The 15,450-nt window shown below is 47.1% G+C and carries 14 protein-coding genes; 2 read left to right on the forward strand and 12 right to left on the reverse strand.

Annotated elements, in window-relative coordinates; all coding sequences use genetic code 11:
• Nucleotides 1-141: 141 nt before the first annotated feature.
• The 3 genes from QM657_RS05270 to uxuA all read right to left on the reverse strand — a co-directional run bounded on the left by QM657_RS05270 (nt 142) and on the right by uxuA (nt 4,327).
• Nucleotides 142-2,175: a methyl-accepting chemotaxis protein gene (locus QM657_RS05270; protein WP_415065515.1), complete on the reverse strand. Its 2,034-nt coding sequence runs from the start codon at nt 2,173-2,175 to the stop codon at nt 142-144.
• 229 nt (nt 2,176-2,404) lie between these two features.
• A complete protein-coding gene (locus tag QM657_RS05275) occupies nt 2,405-3,253 on the reverse strand; it encodes an SDR family oxidoreductase (RefSeq protein ID WP_415065517.1) in 849 nt (282 codons plus the stop codon).
• Between the two features lie 18 nt (nt 3,254-3,271).
• The gene (gene uxuA, locus QM657_RS05280; RefSeq protein ID WP_415065519.1) at nt 3,272-4,327 is read right to left on the reverse strand and encodes a mannonate dehydratase; all 1,056 of its coding nucleotides are present in this window, start codon (nt 4,325-4,327) and stop codon (nt 3,272-3,274) included.
• Nucleotides 4,328-4,515: 188 nt separating this feature from the next.
• On the opposite strand from uxuA, the gene QM657_RS05285 reads away from it, so the two are divergent.
• Nucleotides 4,516-5,412: a helix-turn-helix domain-containing protein gene (locus QM657_RS05285; protein WP_415065521.1), complete on the forward strand. Its 897-nt coding sequence runs from the start codon at nt 4,516-4,518 to the stop codon at nt 5,410-5,412.
• Here QM657_RS05285 and QM657_RS05290 read toward each other — a convergent pair.
• Both QM657_RS05290 and QM657_RS05295 read right to left on the reverse strand, forming a co-directional pair.
• Nucleotides 5,409-5,744 carry a branched-chain amino acid transporter permease gene (locus QM657_RS05290; RefSeq protein ID WP_415065522.1) on the reverse strand — a complete coding sequence of 112 codons (336 nt, stop codon included), beginning with the start codon at nt 5,742-5,744 and terminating at the stop codon, nt 5,409-5,411. The genes QM657_RS05285 and QM657_RS05290 overlap by 4 nt on opposite strands.
• Nucleotides 5,741-6,448, reverse strand: coding sequence for an AzlC family ABC transporter permease (locus QM657_RS05295; RefSeq protein ID WP_415065523.1), 708 nt, complete (start codon nt 6,446-6,448; stop codon nt 5,741-5,743). Before QM657_RS05295 ends, QM657_RS05290 begins: the two co-directional genes overlap by 4 nt.
• A 102-nt stretch (nt 6,449-6,550) precedes the next feature.
• On the opposite strand from QM657_RS05295, the gene QM657_RS05300 reads away from it, so the two are divergent.
• Entirely contained in the window at nt 6,551-7,459 is a 909-nt protein-coding gene (locus QM657_RS05300) for a radical SAM protein (RefSeq protein WP_415065524.1), read from the forward strand.
• A 763-nt stretch (nt 7,460-8,222) separates the two neighbouring features.
• On the opposite strand, the gene ftsH is transcribed toward QM657_RS05300, so the two are convergent.
• The 7 genes from ftsH to QM657_RS05335 form a co-directional block, all read right to left on the reverse strand.
• Entirely contained in the window at nt 8,223-10,088 is a 1,866-nt protein-coding gene (gene ftsH / locus QM657_RS05305) for an ATP-dependent zinc metalloprotease FtsH (RefSeq protein WP_415065526.1), read from the reverse strand.
• A 122-nt stretch (nt 10,089-10,210) separates the two neighbouring features.
• On the reverse strand, nt 10,211-10,708 hold the full coding sequence (gene bilS / locus QM657_RS05310) for a flavodoxin family protein BilS (protein WP_415065527.1): 498 nt from the start codon (nt 10,706-10,708) through the stop codon (nt 10,211-10,213).
• A 131-nt stretch (nt 10,709-10,839) separates the two neighbouring features.
• Nucleotides 10,840-12,363, reverse strand: coding sequence for a uroporphyrinogen-III C-methyltransferase (gene cobA, locus QM657_RS05315; RefSeq protein WP_415065528.1), 1,524 nt, complete (start codon nt 12,361-12,363; stop codon nt 10,840-10,842).
• 12 nt (nt 12,364-12,375) lie between these two features.
• Complete coding sequence (gene hemC / locus QM657_RS05320) at nt 12,376-13,278, reverse strand: hydroxymethylbilane synthase (protein ID WP_415065529.1); 903 nt, start codon at nt 13,276-13,278, stop codon at nt 12,376-12,378.
• A complete protein-coding gene (locus QM657_RS05325) occupies nt 13,268-13,909 on the reverse strand; it encodes a precorrin-2 dehydrogenase/sirohydrochlorin ferrochelatase family protein (RefSeq protein WP_415065531.1) in 642 nt (213 codons plus the stop codon). The genes hemC and QM657_RS05325 overlap by 11 nt, the downstream gene beginning before the upstream one ends.
• A 108-nt stretch (nt 13,910-14,017) precedes the next feature.
• Complete coding sequence (locus tag QM657_RS05330) at nt 14,018-14,767, reverse strand: amino acid ABC transporter ATP-binding protein (RefSeq protein ID WP_415065532.1); 750 nt, start codon at nt 14,765-14,767, stop codon at nt 14,018-14,020.
• Nucleotides 14,757-15,449, reverse strand: coding sequence for an amino acid ABC transporter permease (locus QM657_RS05335; RefSeq protein ID WP_415065534.1), 693 nt, complete (start codon nt 15,447-15,449; stop codon nt 14,757-14,759). Before QM657_RS05335 ends, QM657_RS05330 begins: the two co-directional genes overlap by 11 nt.
• Nucleotide 15,450: the final 1 nt, after the last annotated feature.

The following is a 15,450-nucleotide window of genomic DNA, read 5'->3' on the forward strand; positions in this document are numbered from 1 at the left end:
ATTCTATATATATAATAAGATTTTTTCAAGAACGCAGAAAAAGATAACTTAGTAAGAAAAAACATACTACAGCAACAATCGGCAGGCAGCGAATCCCGCTGTCTGCCGATACGTATGCTCTTATCCTTTAATTCAAAACATTTATTTGGTCTTAAAAATGCTCATGGAGTGGCGCAGTCCCTCAGCCTGGCTGGAAAGCTCCTCGCTGGCTGCCGCACTCTGCTCTGCCGTAGCGGAGTTACTCTGAACCACAGAGGATATCTGTTCGATTCCCATGGTCACTTCAGTCACCTTTTCACTCTGCTGCTTTAATTCCTCTGAGGACTGTTCAATGGCCAAAACCATGGTTCTGGTCTCTGAAAGAACTCCGCTTAAGGTATTGCCCGTAGAAGCTGCAATCTGAGTTCCCTTCTTGACAGCCTCGATGGTATCAGCCACTAAGCTGGAAGTATCCTTAGCCGCATTGGCACTCTTTCCTGCAAGGTTGCGGACCTCATCGGCAACAACGGCAAAGCCTTTGCCTGCCTCTCCTGCCCTGGCCGCTTCCACAGCCGCATTCAGCGCCAGAATATTGGTCTGGAATGCAATATCTTCTATGAGCTTGTTCACCTTTTCGATTTCCTTGGATTTGCGGTTGATCCGTTCCATGGATTCCATCATTTCCTGCATCTGCTGGTTGCCGCTTTCCATGGCATTTCCAACACGTCCGGCCTGCTGGTTGACTCCTTCGACGGTCTTTACCGTGCTCATAATGCTGTTTGATATCTCATTGACGGAAGAGGACAGCTCCTGGATTGAAGCGGCCTGCTCCACGGCTCCCTGGCTTAAGTTCTGGGCTCCCTGGGATACCTGATAGCTGCTCTTTGCCACTTCCTCAGCGGATTTGTTGATGGTGTCCACAGTCTTGGAAAGCAGATCTTCCGTCCTTTCAATAGAGTCCTGAATCACCTTGAAATCTCCCTGGAATTCCATGGAAACGGACCTGCTGAAATCTCCGGAAGCCACATTTCCCAAAACAGAAGAAATCTCGTCGATATAGGAGCGGACGCTCTGAACGGAATTGGTGATCTCCTGTGCCAGAAGACCGATCTCATCCTTATGCTTGATCACTGGAACCTCACTGGATAAATCTCCTTCTGCAAACAGTCCCATCCGCTTTGCAATGGCTGATAAAGGACTTGCAATGGAGCCTGCAAACCAGAAAGCAAGGAAGCAGCCCACTGCTACGGAAACCACTGCAAACAGCGCCATGGCAATAATTACCGTATAAATAGAAGTAGTGGTCTCATTGATCGGAGCTACCACTGCCAGAGCCCAGCCATCGCTGCCCTCCACAGGACTGTAATAGCAGAACCGGCTTACGCCCTTATAATCATACTGTCCGATGCCTGTTCCGCCTCCGATGATGGTCTGATACATACGTCCGGCTGAAGCATAGGACTTATCCGTTTTTGCAATCTCAATAAAGTTCTGACGCTGGGAAACCATCTCTTCTGTCATGTTGGCGATGACGGTTCCTGTACTGTCAACCAGAATTGCGTTGCCGGTTTTTCCGATTCTTAAGTCCTTGATCAGCTCGCTTAAGTTATGGCCGTCATACGTTGCAAGAAGAATTCCGTATTCATAAGGAGTTGCAATCCGGACTACCAGTTCATTGTTGGTGTCAAACTCCGTAGTGGAAATAATGGTCTCTCCGTTTAGGGCTTTGATCATGTACTCTTTTTCTATGTAGCTTTCTCCGACGCCTTCTCCGGTCGCACTCCGGATCACAGCTCCTTCCCGGTTGAGCACTTCGAGATTCTTATAACCGTAAAGCTTACATTGATTGGCAAGATACTCCGTTACAACTCTGGAGTTAATGGACTTCAAACTGCCCCCCTGGGCACTGGCTTCGATGCTGGTTTTCATCTGAGTCAGATGATTTTCCACCAGGCTGTTGACCAGGACACCCGTTGATTTTAAATCATTCTTTACAACATCTGTAATTCCTTTGTAGCTGACAGAAATACTGATTGCCATATTAGCCGCAGCTAATACCAGAATGATGGAAATAATGAACATGGTCATCTTAATTTTCAATGACTTCAGTTCAAACAGCGTTTTAAATTTCCGCTTCGTTCCTTTCGCTGTTTTTAATGCCTTTTGCTTCTGCTTCTTGTCCACCGATGCTTTCATTGTGCTCTGCTCCTAACTTCGTCTTTAGTAAACAAAAAAATATTACATTTACAAATGATGTTATCTATTATACGACATCTTGTAACTATTTGTCAAGTTTGGCAAAAGATGTAAAAAAATTTTCTCGAATTTTCAAACTAAATAAATTTTATTGTCGAATTTAAAAATATCCGCAAAAAGAACCCCTTCATATCCGCATTCTGAAAAGCAAATAGGAAGGGGCCGAAATTTAAACGCCTGAATAAGCTGAAAATCCTCCGTCTACAGGCAGTACCACGCCTGTAATAAATCCTGCCGCCTGGTTGTTTAAGAGAAACAGCAAAGCTCCGTTGAGCTCATGGGCTTCTCCGAACCGTTCCATAGGAGTTGCAGCCAGGATTTTATTTGTTCTCGGTGTAGGAGAACCGTCCTCATGAAACAGAAGCTTTTCATTCTGCTTTGTCACGAAGAATCCCGGAGCAATGGCATTGACCCGAATGCCTGCCTTGGAAAAATGAACTGCCAGCCACTGGGTGAAATTGCTGATGGCTGCCTTGGCCCCGCTGTAAGCCGGAATCTTGGTCAAAGGGGTGAACGCATTCATGGAAGAGATGTTTAAAATGCTGCAGCCCTCCCTGCCGATCATGTCCTTTGCAAAAATCTGGCACGGAAGCAGGGTTCCGAGGAAATTTAAGTTAAAGACAAATTCCACACCGGACTGGTCCAAGTCGAAAAAGGACTTGGTTTCCGCCTCAATGTCTCCCATTTCAAAGTACTCTTTATCCGTATTGGCCTTGGGGCTGTTTCCCCCTGCCCCGTTTATGAGAATGCTGCAGGGACCAAGCTCGGAAAAAATCCTGGCGTGGACCTCCTCTAAACTCTCCCGCAAAAGCACATTGGCCTTATAGGCAACTGCCGTGTGCCCTGCTTCTGTGATGGAGGAAGCCACCTTCTGCGCAGCCTCTTCATTTAAATCCAGTACTGCCACCTTTGCCCCTGCCTCTGCAAGAGTCTGGGCAAACATGCCGCAGAGAATTCCGCCTGCTCCGGTGACCACTGCCACCTTACCGCTTAAATCCGTTCCAAATGTCAATGCCATGGCCGTAATCCTTCTTTCTTATTTGCTGGTTTTCTCAATGGCTTCCCAAAGACCGTTTAAGTAAGTAGCTCCAAGAGCGCGGTCATAAAGACCGTAGCCTGCACGGCCTGTTTCACCCCAGATCATACGGCCGTGGTCCGGACGCATATAGCCGGTAAAGCCATTGTCGTGAAGGGCCTTTAAAATGGCGAACATGTCCAGAGAACCGCAGGAGGATAAATGAGCTCTTTCCTCAAAGCCCTTGTTGTCTTCAAGAACTGCCACATTTCTTGCATGTACAAAGTGAATCCGTCCCATGGCAGCGTATTTGGCAGCCATCTTCACCACGTCATTCTGATTGGAACAGCCCAGGGAACCGGTACAGAGGGTGATGCCGTTGTGCCTGTCATCCACAAGCTTTAAGAAACGGTCCAAATTCTCCTCACATGTGATGATTCTGGGCAGTCCAAAGATGCTCCAGCATGGATCGTCCTCATGGATTGCCATGTTGACATCGCATTCTGCCGCCACAGGAATGATGGCCTCCAGGAAATATTTTAAATTGCCCCAAAGATCATCCTCTGATAACGCGTTGTACTCACTCACGATCTGCTTTAATTCATCCCTGGTATAGCTGGAGTCCCAGCCAGGAAGGGTCAAGTCGCTTTCACTTTCCAGAGGATTTACCTGATCCACCTGATCCTGGTAGTAAACCAGAGTAGTGGAGCCATCCTCTAATACGTGGTCTAACTGAGTTCTCGTCCAGTCAAATACAGGCATGAAGTTATAGCAGATGCACTTCACTCCCGCTTCTGCCACACGTCTGATGTTTTCGCAGTAATTGGCAATGTACTTGTCCCTGGTGGGCTTTCCAAGCTTAATGTCTTCATGTACCGGAATGCTCTCGATCACGTCAAAGCCCAGACCGGCATCTTCCACTTCTTTTTTTAAGTGGGAAATGGTTTCCCTGCTCCAGATCTCTCCTACCGGAACATCATAAACTGCTGTCACAATGGAGCTCATGCCGGGAATCTGGCGGATGTTCTGCAGTGTAACCTTGTCGTCGTCTCCGTACCATCTGAATGATAATTTCATAGAAATACCTCCTTGTTTTGGAATCAAAGTTAATAATCACATTCCTGTCTTATGGATTCAGTATATACAAAGGGGGACATCATTACCATGGTTTTATTTGCCGTTAACATTGCAAAACTTGCGGTTTTATTTTATAATCTTAAGGGAAGCTGTAAAAGAAATTTTCAGATAGGAAAGAGGAATTACCGTTGAAAAAAGAATTGTCCACCGGCTTTAATGAACGGCAGTATATGAATTCAGGAGAATTTGAAGTGTTTTTCTATAGAGATATGGATTTAAGCCGGATCGTGAATCACAGCCATCCTTATTATGAAATGTTTTTCTTCATGAGCGGAGATGTGAGCTATGAGGTGGAGGGCATTCAGTACGAATTGCAGTACGGCGATTATCTGCTGATTCCTCCCGGAGTGAAGCACCATCCCATCTTCCGCTCCACCGGAGAAACGTACCAGCGTTTTGTGCTCTGGATCAGTGACCGGTATTATCAGGCCATGTGCTCCTGGTCTGAAGACTTTTCCTATGGTTTTAATTATGCTTTGGAACATAAGCATTATCATTTCAGTATGGATTTTGTGGTTTTTCAGGATATACAGAGCCGCCTTCTGGATTTGCTGGAGGAAACTCACGGAAACAAGCCATTTCACAGGCTCAGTGCCGAGCTTTTAGTCCACTCCTTCCTGCTGTCTTTAAACCGGATCACCTATGAGAACCTTCACCGGATTCCCGCTGTTTATGAAAATGTGCTCTATTTAAACCTCTGTGATTACATCAATAATCACCTGGGAGAGGATTTGTCCTTAGACCGTCTGGCAGCCTTTTTCTATGCCAGCAAGTACCACATCTCCCATGTGTTTAAAGACAATATGGGAATTTCCCTCCACCAGTACATCATAAAAAAGCGGCTTCAGGCCAGCAAAAATGCCATTCTATCGGGCATTCCCTTAGGCGAGCTGTGCCATCAGTACGGTTTTTCAGACTACACCAGCTTTTACCGGGCCTTTAAAAAGGAGTTCGGCCTCTCTCCAAAGGAATTTAAAGAACAGAAATTCCTGCCAGAGGGCTATGAAAACTATTCAGGAAACTAACGGAATAAGGTCTGGGTCAGAATCATATAAAGGGCCGTTCCTGCCCCAATGCTCAGCAGGGGATTTCCTTTATAAAGGTGAAGAGCCGTAATAGCAGCGATGGAAATGATCTCAGGAAGTCCGTAAGGAAAAGCAAAAACGTCCATTCCCCTTAAACAGTAAACCACCAAAAGCCCGATGGTGGCATAGGGAAGGGTAAGGCTTAAATAGTGAATGTATTTGGGAGTCTTTTTCCCGGCCGGAAACAGGAAAAAAGGAAGAAAACGGGTGATGACCGTAGCGAGCACCATGACTCCTGCAATCATAAGGTATTTTACCGTATCCTGGCTCATGACCGTTCCCCCTCTCTCTTTTCCTTAAAGTACCAGATTGTAATAATGGTCAGAATCAAAATCATGGCAGGTACGATAAATACGCTCTGCCCAAAGACTGCCACACAAAGGGCCGAGGCCCCCACTCCTGCAAGAGCCGCCTTGTGCCCCTGTCCCGACTTCCACTGATCCACAAAGATCACCACAAAGAGGGCTGTCAGGGCAAAGTCCATTCCTGCGGTATCAAAACGGATCAGCCCGCCCGCCAGACTGCCGATGAGGGCGCCCGTCACCCAGTACAGATGATCTAAAAGAGAGGCAAAGAAATACACACGGTATTTATTAATGCCCTCCGGAACTTCCTCATTACAGAGAACGGAAAAGGTTTCATCAGTCAGGGCAAATATCAGGTAAGGCTTTAACTTCCCTGCATCCTTATACTTATCCAGCATGGAAAGGCCGTAAAACAAGTGTCTGGCATTGAGCATCAGGGACATAAAAAAAGCGTACCAGGGATTGACCGCTGCCGCAAAGAACGTGATTCCAAGATACTGGAGGCTTCCGGCGTATACAAATATGCTGATCAAAACAGACCACCAGATTCCGTATCCATTGACATTCATCAAAATTCCATAGGCCGTCCCCAGAACCAGATAACCGGCCATGACCGGAACCGTCTTTGGAAATGCATAGCGCAAAGCAGACATTGATTTCGTTTCTCCCATTTTTATCACTCACCTGTACATAATATTTTTCAAGAACGCAAAAGCATTTTTCCCACTATATTAATGCACAAAATTCACTTTGTCAATATCAGGAGATATTTCATGAACTTAAAAGACGCATACCTATCCTGCAGTTTATGTCCCAGAAGCTGCAAAGCAGACCGCCGGGTGGCTGCCGGCTTCTGCGGCTGCAAGGACACTATAAAAGCGGCCCGCGCCGCACTCCATCACTGGGAAGAGCCATGTATCAGCGGAAACCAGGGAAGCGGAACCGTGTTTTTTTCCGGCTGTACCTTAGGCTGCTGTTTCTGTCAGAACCATTCCATCAGCCAGGAAGATTTCGGAAAAGAGCTGACAGTCCCCAGGCTGGCCCAGATTTTCCTGAACCTCCAGGAAAAAGGAGCCCATAACTTGAATTTAGTCACCGGAACCCAGTACATTCCTTCTATTATAGAGGCCCTGGACTTGGTAAAGCCCAGGCTTTCTATCCCCGTGGTCTATAACTGCGGAGGGTATGAATCCACAGAACTCATCAGGGAGCTGAAAGAATATGTGGATATCTGGCTTCCCGATTTAAAATATTACAGTTCCAGCCTTTCCTCACGCTACAGCAAAGCAGCCGATTACTTTGATATGGCCTCCAAAGCCATTAAACAGATGATCAGCCAGACCGGAGCCCCTGAATTTGATTCCTCCAAAACCCTGATGAAAAAAGGCGTCATCATACGCCACATGGTGCTGCCCGGCGCAAGGGAGGATTCCATCCGCCTCCTTCACTGGATGAAGGAAGAGCTTCCCCAGGGAATGTATTACATCAGCCTCCTAAGCCAGTACACCCCATTTTACCGCAGCATGGAATTTCCGGAAATCAACCGCAGGATCACTTCTTATGAATACAATAAGGTGGTGGAAGAGGCCATCCGCCTCAGTCTGACCCAGGGTTTTATGCAGGAAAAAAGCAGCGCAAAAGAAGAATACACGCCGCCCTTTGATCTGGAAGGAATCCTGTAATATGTAAAAAAGCGCAAACATAAACGGATAACGACTGCCAACTGTTCCAAGCATTCGTTATCCGTTCTTTGTTATGTCATCCAATGGTCTTGATACCTCTTTTCCTTCTCATGTTTCTCTGTATTGGTATACATTAGCATGATCTATATTAAAATTTTTTCCGCTCTCCGTCGTTATACACCAGCTTCATGGATTATCGTTTCTTCTCCTTCTATATTCATTCGCACACACAACAAATTATATCATATCTTTCGTTTTCGTCCAAAATCTTATATCGCATCTCCATGAATTCTATCTTTTTTAATCAATGATCTTATGCTGCAAAGATTGGCTTTTAACATCGGTAGATTGGGATTTTCCTATTGTTCCATTTATAAAATTATAAATGAAACGAAGCTTCACGTTTTGGTGGACTGTACCTCCTTTCATAAATTTTCACTTCTTAACTTCTTAAATAGCTATTAAACCTTATAACTATAAACTTTATATAACTCTGGGGTCCCTTTTGTTATGGCTTTATTATAGCGTACAAGTTTTTATTTGTCAATACTATTTTAAATTTATTTTTATATATTTTGTAAATTTTCAAATTGTATATAACTTTTTAGATATTATATGCAATTTATTCAGATAAATAAAAAACATTTTTTGCTTTTATTCCAGCATTTTCAACTTTTCCATATACATGAACAAAAAAAGAAGCAGAGCCGGCAGCTTTTATGCCTTGCTCTGCTTCTGTCTTTTATCCAGTCCCAGGTCGTGATTATACAGCCGGTTCCCTGCGAAAGATTTCCATAAATTCCTCTCCGGTAATAGTCTCCCGCTCCAGTAAATACTCTGCGATTTCATGAAGCTTCTTTTCGTTATCCTTCAATATCTTAAGAGCCTTCTGATGCTGTTCCCTGATAATCCGGATCACCTCATCATCGATCTTTTTAGCTGTCTTGGAAGAACAGGAAAGAGAAGTATCTCCGCCTAAGTACTGGTTGGTCACTGTTTCCAATGCCACCATATCAAACTCATCACTCATGCCGTAACGGGTCACCATGGCCCTGGCAATTCTGGTTGCCTGCTCAATATCATTGGCAGCCCCGCTGGTGACGGTCTTAAAGACCAGCTCCTCGGCAGCTCTTCCGCCTGTAAAGGTGGCGATCTTGCTGAGAGCCGCATCCTTTGTCAGCAGATGGCGTTCTTCTTCATCCACCTGCATGGTGTAGCCTAACGCTCCGGAAGTCCTTGGGATAATGGTGATCTTATGGACCGGAGCCGAATCGTTCTGAGAAGCTGCAACGAGAGCATGTCCCACCTCGTGATAGGCGATGATCTTTCTCTCATTCACATTGATGGAAGCATCCTTTCTCTGGTATCCGGCGATGACCACTTCCACGCTTTCCTCTAAATCTCTCTGGGACACGGTATGTCTGCCCATGCGGACTGCCCTTAAGGCCGCCTCATTGACAATGTTGGCAAGGTCCGCTCCGCTGGCTCCTGCTGTTGCCAGGGCGATTCCGTGGAAGTCCACATCATCAGACAGCTTCACGTTTTTGCCGTGAACCTTTAAAATGGCTTCCCGCCCGTTTAAGTCCGGCAGCTCCACCGGAATCCGTCGGTCAAAACGGCCCGGCCTTAAGAGGGCCTTATCCAGAGAATCAGGACGGTTGGTAGCCGCCAGTATGACAACGCCTTTTTTGCCGTCAAATCCATCCATTTCCGCTAAAAGCTGGTTTAAAGTCTGTTCTCTCTCATCATTTCCTGAAAATCCGTGGCCGTCACGCTTCTTTCCGATGGTGTCGATCTCATCGATGAACACGATACAGGGAGCTTTTTCAGTGGCCTGCTTAAACAAGTCCCTGACCTTTGCAGCGCCCATTCCCACGAACATTTCCACAAATTCAGAGCCTGAAATGGAGAAAAACGGCACGTGTGCCTCTCCTGCCACGGCCCTTGCAAGCAGGGTCTTACCTGTTCCCGGAGGGCCTACTAAAAGGGCTCCCTTGGGAAGAGTGGCCCCGATATCCGCATATTTCCTGGGATTGTGAAGGAAATCCACGATTTCCTTTAAAGCCTCCTTGGCTTCCTCCTGACCGGCCACATCCCGGAAGGTCTTTCCTGTTTCAGATTCCGCATAAATTTTAGCATTGGACTTTCCAAAAGTCATGGCATTGCCGCCGCCCATCCTCTTTTGCATCTGCCCCGATAAGAAATTTCCCAGAAATACAAAAATCAAAATGGGAAAAATCCAGGTCAGCAGAAAAGAAATCATGGGAGACATCTGCTTGACAATGCTCTTTTCAAACTGGACGTTATTGGCGATCAGCCGTTCTGTCAGATCTTCATCAGGCCATGGACCCGTCTTATAAATCTCGTAATCCGGCTTGCCTTCCCAGTCCGTTTTTCCCGTATCGGATTTGAACTGGATTTCCGTATCAGTCCTCGCAACGGACTGGACCTTTCCGGCTTCCAGCATTTCTAAAAATGTGCTGTAAGGCACCTCTGTCACAGACTTGGACTGAAGCCAGGGCACCGCCATGGAATTGAATATGACCATGAGTATGAGCACAATGCCGTAATAATAAATAAATGGTTTTCTCGGTCCTTTCTTTGGACCGTCATCATCTTTTAACCCCATAAAATCCACCTCCCTTTTCTTCCGTCATTTTTTCACCTTACCCCCCAGGGGGGCCTCTCTTTGCCTTTCAGGCAAATTCACCTTACCCCCCAGGGGGTCCTCTCTTTGCCCTTTGGGCAAATTCACCTCACCGATTCTGCAAACTCGCAGGCATTTTGAAAATCCTGTTCATTTGGATGAAGCATGGCATCCTCATATGCGGCGATCAGGGTTCTGATCTGAGGGGTATCGCATACCGACTGCATCTGCCTGTATTTTTCCAAAACCCTGGGCGCCATCTTTCCTCCGCAGAGAAAACAGCCCAGATATTCATTGTCATCAGGGATAAAAACTGAAACCTGTTTTTCCACCTGCTTAAAATACTCTTTATTTCCGGAAAGCCCGCAGGTGCCGAATAAAGCCACCCGTTTCCCGTGCAGTCCTGAGAGAAAATCGATCACTTCTGTCGTACAGATTCCCCGGTTGTTCCAGAACCCTACAAAATAAGTATCTGCTTCCTCTCCTCCCAATTCCTCCAGACTGACAATGTCCTTGGATTTTCCTGGAAGCGATTCAAAAATCTTCACGGCTACTTTCTGGGTGTTTCCGGTTTTACTCGTATACACAACCAAATAATCCATATATTCAGCCTCCTCTACACAATAAAATATACCGAATTGGCTTATTTATCAATAGATAATCGGAAATGTTAATACAATTTATGTAACTTTTAGAATCGATACAGTAAAATTCATAAGTATAAATAACACAATTATGAATCTTTTTTCCCCCTGTTCCAGTCCCGGCATATGGCCTCAGAAAGCCCCAAAGCAGTGTAAACACCGGCCACCACATCGGCCTTTTTTCCGTATTCCAAAAGAGCCCTTGCAGTCATATCCCCGATGCAGGCCACCTTTTTTCCCTCCAAAGCTTCCCTTGCGTCCTCCTCTGATCCCTGGAAAAATGCTTCCACACCGGAAGCGCTGGCAAAGGCAACGTAATCTAAATCCTTCAAAGCTTCACTTCTCTTTTTCTCCCCTGTTCCATCCCATTCCACGTCATATAAAGCCACGTCCTCGTAAAAAATCCCGGCCTCATCGAGAACCTGATTCAGCTCCTTAGAGCCGCCCGAAGACCTGGGAATCAAAATCCGGTCTTCTTCTGACACCAGACTTCTAAGCCCTTGCGCTAAATCCTTCACCTGATATCTGTCCGGAATGTAATCTGCAAAAAAACCGTGGTTTTGCAGCTCTTCGGCTGTTCCCTTTCCCACAGCGGCAAATTTTACATGGCCCACAGACCGGAAATCACACCCCTGCTCCAAAAGGCCCAGGAAAAATTCCTTCACCCCGTTGGCGCTGGTGAACACAATCCAGGTATAGGCGAAAAGCTGCTCATAAGCCTTTTTCATGGCTTCCTCTCCCCTCCGGGATTTCATGGAAAGCCTTAAGATATAGGCCCCCGTCCCTCCAAGGGATTCCAAAGCCTTCAAAAACCTGACACCAAAGCTTTCCGTTCCTGTCACCCCGATCCGGCACCCTTCTAAAGGCTGGCGGTAGGTGGACGAAAAGTCAAGAGCCGCCGTTTCACCCACCACAATAATGGCAGGACTTCCAATCCCTGCCTCTTTTACCATTTCTATGACATTCTTTAAGGTTCCCCGGACCACTCTCTGCTCCAAAAGGGTCCCATTCTCAATGACCGCAGCAGGCGTTTCCGCTGATTTTCCCTGTTTTAAAAGCCCCTCTACAATGAGAGATAAATTTCCAAGGCCCATGAGAAATACAAGGGTTCCCTTAAGCCCTGCAAACGCTTCAAAATCCTCAGGCAATGTGCTCTGGTCGGAAAGAGTATGGCCTGTCATCACATGAAAGCTTCTGCTCACAGCCCGGTGAGTGACCGGAATTCCGGCAGAGGCCAAAGCTGCAACGGCAGAAGTGACTCCAGAAACCACTTCATAGGGGATTTTCGCCTGGGAGAGAGCCATGATCTCCTCCCCTCCCCGGCCAAAGACAAAGGGATCGCCTCCCTTTAGCCGCACCACCAAAAGTCCTTCTCCAGCCAGTTCCACCAGCAGCTTATTGATCTTCTCCTGCTTCATGGAATGGGCTCCAGCCCGTTTTCCCACATAGATTTTTCTGCACTCCGGGCGCACCTCGTCAAGAAGGCGCTCCGAGGCAAGAGAATCGTAGACCACCGCATCGCATATCCGCAGCCTCCACAAGCCTTTTTCCGTAATGAGGCCGGGATCTCCGGGACCGGCTCCCACCAGATAGACCACTCCTGTTTTCTTCATCACATCCTCCTTTTACGAAAGCCCTTTAGCCGCCTGCCATGCCAGCCTGTCCAGATCGTCGAGCTCTCCCCACAGATGAATCCGTTTCGTCTCTTCCCCTCTTCTGCTCATGCCAAGGACTTCCATCCTCTCCTCCCTCAGCCGGGAATAGATTCCGATAGGCTCATGACAGCCTGCATCCAGAAACTTCAGGATTCTGCGTTCCAGAGCCAGACACATTCTGGCCTCCTCGTTTTCAATGGCTTTTATGATCTCCCCGATTCCGGAATCCAGCCTTCCTTCCACTGCAAGGATGCCCTGTCCTCCGGCAGGAATAAAGGTTTCACAGTCAAAGTAATGGTAATGATACTGTCTGTCCTCTGTCAGCCCCAGCCGCTTTAATCCGGCTGCTGCCAGAAGAATGCCGTCATAAGACCCTTCCATCAGCTTTGCCAGTCTGGTCTGCACATTACCCCTTAAATTTTCACACCGCACCAGGGAATCCGGCCACATGGTCTTTCCAATTTCTTCTATCTGAAGCTTTCTTCTCAAGCTGGAGGTGCCGATGACGATTTCCTTTTTCCCGGAAATGTCACTGGAAGCAGGAGTTACCAGCACATCCCTGGGGTCCTCCCGTTCAGGAACCGCCACGATTCCCAGCCCTTCCTCCAGCTCCATGGGAAGGTCCTTTGCGCTGTGTACCGCAATATCGATCTCCCCCTTTAGAATTGCCTGCTCAAATTCCGTTACAAATACGCCCTTTCCTCCAAATTCCAAAAGAGGCTTATGAAGATTTCTGTCCCCTTCCGTCTGCTTTAAGACCAGCTCTGTGGACAGTCCAGACCCGGTCCGCTCCAGAGCCTCTGCCACCAGCTTTGCCTGGGCCACGGCCAGAGCGCTCCTTCTCGTTCCGATCCGAATGGTTTTACTTCTCATTTTCAGCCAGCTTCCTTTCTATCAGCTCTTTCGCCTGTTCTCTGGTAAAGGTTCCGCCCTGGCGGATTCCTTCCTCAGCCATTTCCTTAAAAATGGACATCCGAAGAGAAGGGGAGTCCACCTCTTCCTTTACCATGCCCCGGTAAGAGCCAAGCTGCCGGGCCAGTTCTCCAAGCCCGGAAGGAATGGCCTCCTTCAGCTTCTTTTTTAAATACTGTGCAATGGACGGCGCACTGCCTGCCGTAGAAATTCCCACAGTAATATCTCCTTCTCTGATCAGAGCGGGAAAGATAAAGCTGCATTTTTCCTGATCATCCACCACATTAACGGGAATCTTTCTTTCCCTGCACAAAAGGGAAATCCGCTCATTTAACAGCTCATCAGAGGTTCCTGCCACCACAAAATCCGCCTTCTCCAGGTCTGATTCTTCAAAATCACGGTGCAGCCATATCAGTTTTTCTCCCTCTTCCTCCATCAGCCGCCTAAGCTCAGGAATCACATAGGGAGCCGCCACATAAATGACAGGACCGTAATCCTTTAACACCAGAACCTTCCGGTAGGCCACACTGCCTCCGCCCGCAATGAGGCAGTGTTTCCCTTCAATATCCACAAAAAACGGAAAATATGCCATGGTTATCCCCTCCTTTAAAAACTCCTTCCTATTCTATCATCACCGGAAAAAAAGGGCAATGAAAAATGCTCCCCCGGAAGACAAGTCCTCACCGGGAGAGCGTTACTTTTATAATACCTTGCTTAAAAACAGCTTTAATCTGTCATTTTTCGGATTTGCAAAGAATTCCTTCGGTTCATTTTCCTCCAGGAAATAGCCGCCATCCATGAACATGACTCTGGTCCCCACTTCTCTGGCAAAGCCCATTTCATGAGTGACCACCACCATGGTCATCTTTTCCTCGGCCAGCTCCCGCATAACGTTTAATACCTCTCCGACCATCTCAGGGTCAAGAGCGGAGGTCGGCTCGTCAAACAGCATCACATCCGGATTCATGCACAAGGCCCGGACAATGGCGATTCTCTGCTTCTGTCCGCCGGATAACTGGCTGGGATAAGACTCTGCCCTGTCCCCAAGCCCTACCTTATGAAGGAGCTTAAAAGCCTGTTCCTCTGCCTCTTCCTTGCTGCGTCCCTGTAATTTCATGGGCGCAATGGTCAGATTTTTTAAAATCGTCATATGGGGAAATAAATTAAACTGCTGGAATACCATTCCCATTTTCTGGCGGTGCCTGTCAATGTCTGTTTTCTTGTCCACAATGTCCACGCCTTCAAACAGGATATGGCCGCCCGTAGGCTCCTCCAAACGGTTTAAACAGCGCAAAAATGTGCTCTTTCCTGAACCTGACGGCCCAATGACACAAACCACATCGCCTTTATAAATATCCACGGAAATGTCCTTAAGGACTTCTGTATCGCCGAATTTCTTACCCAGATTCCTTACCTGAATCAGAGGTTCGTTCCTATTGTCAATGCTCACTCTTATGCAGCCTCCTCTCCAGTAATTTTACAAGGTAGGAAAACGCCGTAACCATGATCAGATAGATGATGGCAACTGCTACCAGGGGCATAAATGCAGAGTAGGTGCGGCTCTTAATAATATCACCGCCCTTTGTCAGATCCTGCAGACCGATATATCCGGCTACAGAAGTTTCCTTTAAAAGAACGATGAACTCATTGGCAAGAGTGGGAATTACGTTCTTAAAAGCCTGAGGCATGATGATGAACCACATGGTCTGGAAGTAGTTAAAGCCCAGGCTCCTTCCGGCCTCAAACTGCCCTTTTTCAATGGCACTGATGCCGCTTCGGAAGATTTCCGCCACATAGGCGCCGGAGTTGATTCCAAACGCAAGAACTGCCGTAACCACCTGACCCGGATTGGTCATCGAAAAAATGACAAAATACATGATCATGAGCTGTACAACAACCGGCGTTCCCCGGATCACCGTAAGATAAACGCTGCAAATGGCATTCAAAACCTTCAGCTTGCCGGTATTTTCATAGGTTGAACGGATGATCGCAACCAGAAATCCCAGCAAAATACCGATCAGCACTGCAAAAAACGTAATGACCAGCGTATTCTTCAAGCCATCGGTGACATACCTCCAACGGTCATCTACGATAAAATTCTGATAGAAATCATCTCTTAGCTTTTCCCACATG

Source organism: Lacrimispora sp., from assembly GCF_047605665.1.
Lineage (GTDB): Bacteria > Bacillota > Clostridia > Lachnospirales > Lachnospiraceae > Lacrimispora.

What these genes read in the sequence shown, in the direction of transcription:
- QM657_RS05325 (WP_415065531.1), bottom strand. Translation starts at nt 13,909, where the DNA reads ATGGCATATTTTCCGTTTTTTGTGGATATTGAAGGGAAACACTGCCTC.
- cobA (WP_415065528.1), bottom strand. Translation starts at nt 12,363, where the DNA reads ATGAAGAAAACAGGAGTGGTCTATCTGGTGGGAGCCGGTCCCGGAGAT.
- QM657_RS05275 (WP_415065517.1), bottom strand. Translation starts at nt 3,253, where the DNA reads ATGGCATTGACATTTGGAACGGATTTAAGCGGTAAGGTGGCAGTGGTC.
- bilS (WP_415065527.1), bottom strand. Translation starts at nt 10,708, where the DNA reads ATGGATTATTTGGTTGTGTATACGAGTAAAACCGGAAACACCCAGAAA.
- hemC (WP_415065529.1), bottom strand. Translation starts at nt 13,278, where the DNA reads ATGAGAAGTAAAACCATTCGGATCGGAACGAGAAGGAGCGCTCTGGCC.
- QM657_RS05270 (WP_415065515.1), bottom strand. Translation starts at nt 2,175, where the DNA reads ATGAAAGCATCGGTGGACAAGAAGCAGAAGCAAAAGGCATTAAAAACA.
- QM657_RS05295 (WP_415065523.1), bottom strand. Translation starts at nt 6,448, where the DNA reads ATGGGAGAAACGAAATCAATGTCTGCTTTGCGCTATGCATTTCCAAAG.
- QM657_RS05300 (WP_415065524.1), top strand. Translation starts at nt 6,551, where the DNA reads ATGAACTTAAAAGACGCATACCTATCCTGCAGTTTATGTCCCAGAAGC.
- uxuA (WP_415065519.1), bottom strand. Translation starts at nt 4,327, where the DNA reads ATGAAATTATCATTCAGATGGTACGGAGACGACGACAAGGTTACACTG.
- QM657_RS05290 (WP_415065522.1), bottom strand. Translation starts at nt 5,744, where the DNA reads ATGAGCCAGGATACGGTAAAATACCTTATGATTGCAGGAGTCATGGTG.
- QM657_RS05335 (WP_415065534.1), bottom strand. Translation starts at nt 15,449, where the DNA reads ATGTGGGAAAAGCTAAGAGATGATTTCTATCAGAATTTTATCGTAGAT.
- ftsH (WP_415065526.1), bottom strand. Translation starts at nt 10,088, where the DNA reads ATGGGGTTAAAAGATGATGACGGTCCAAAGAAAGGACCGAGAAAACCA.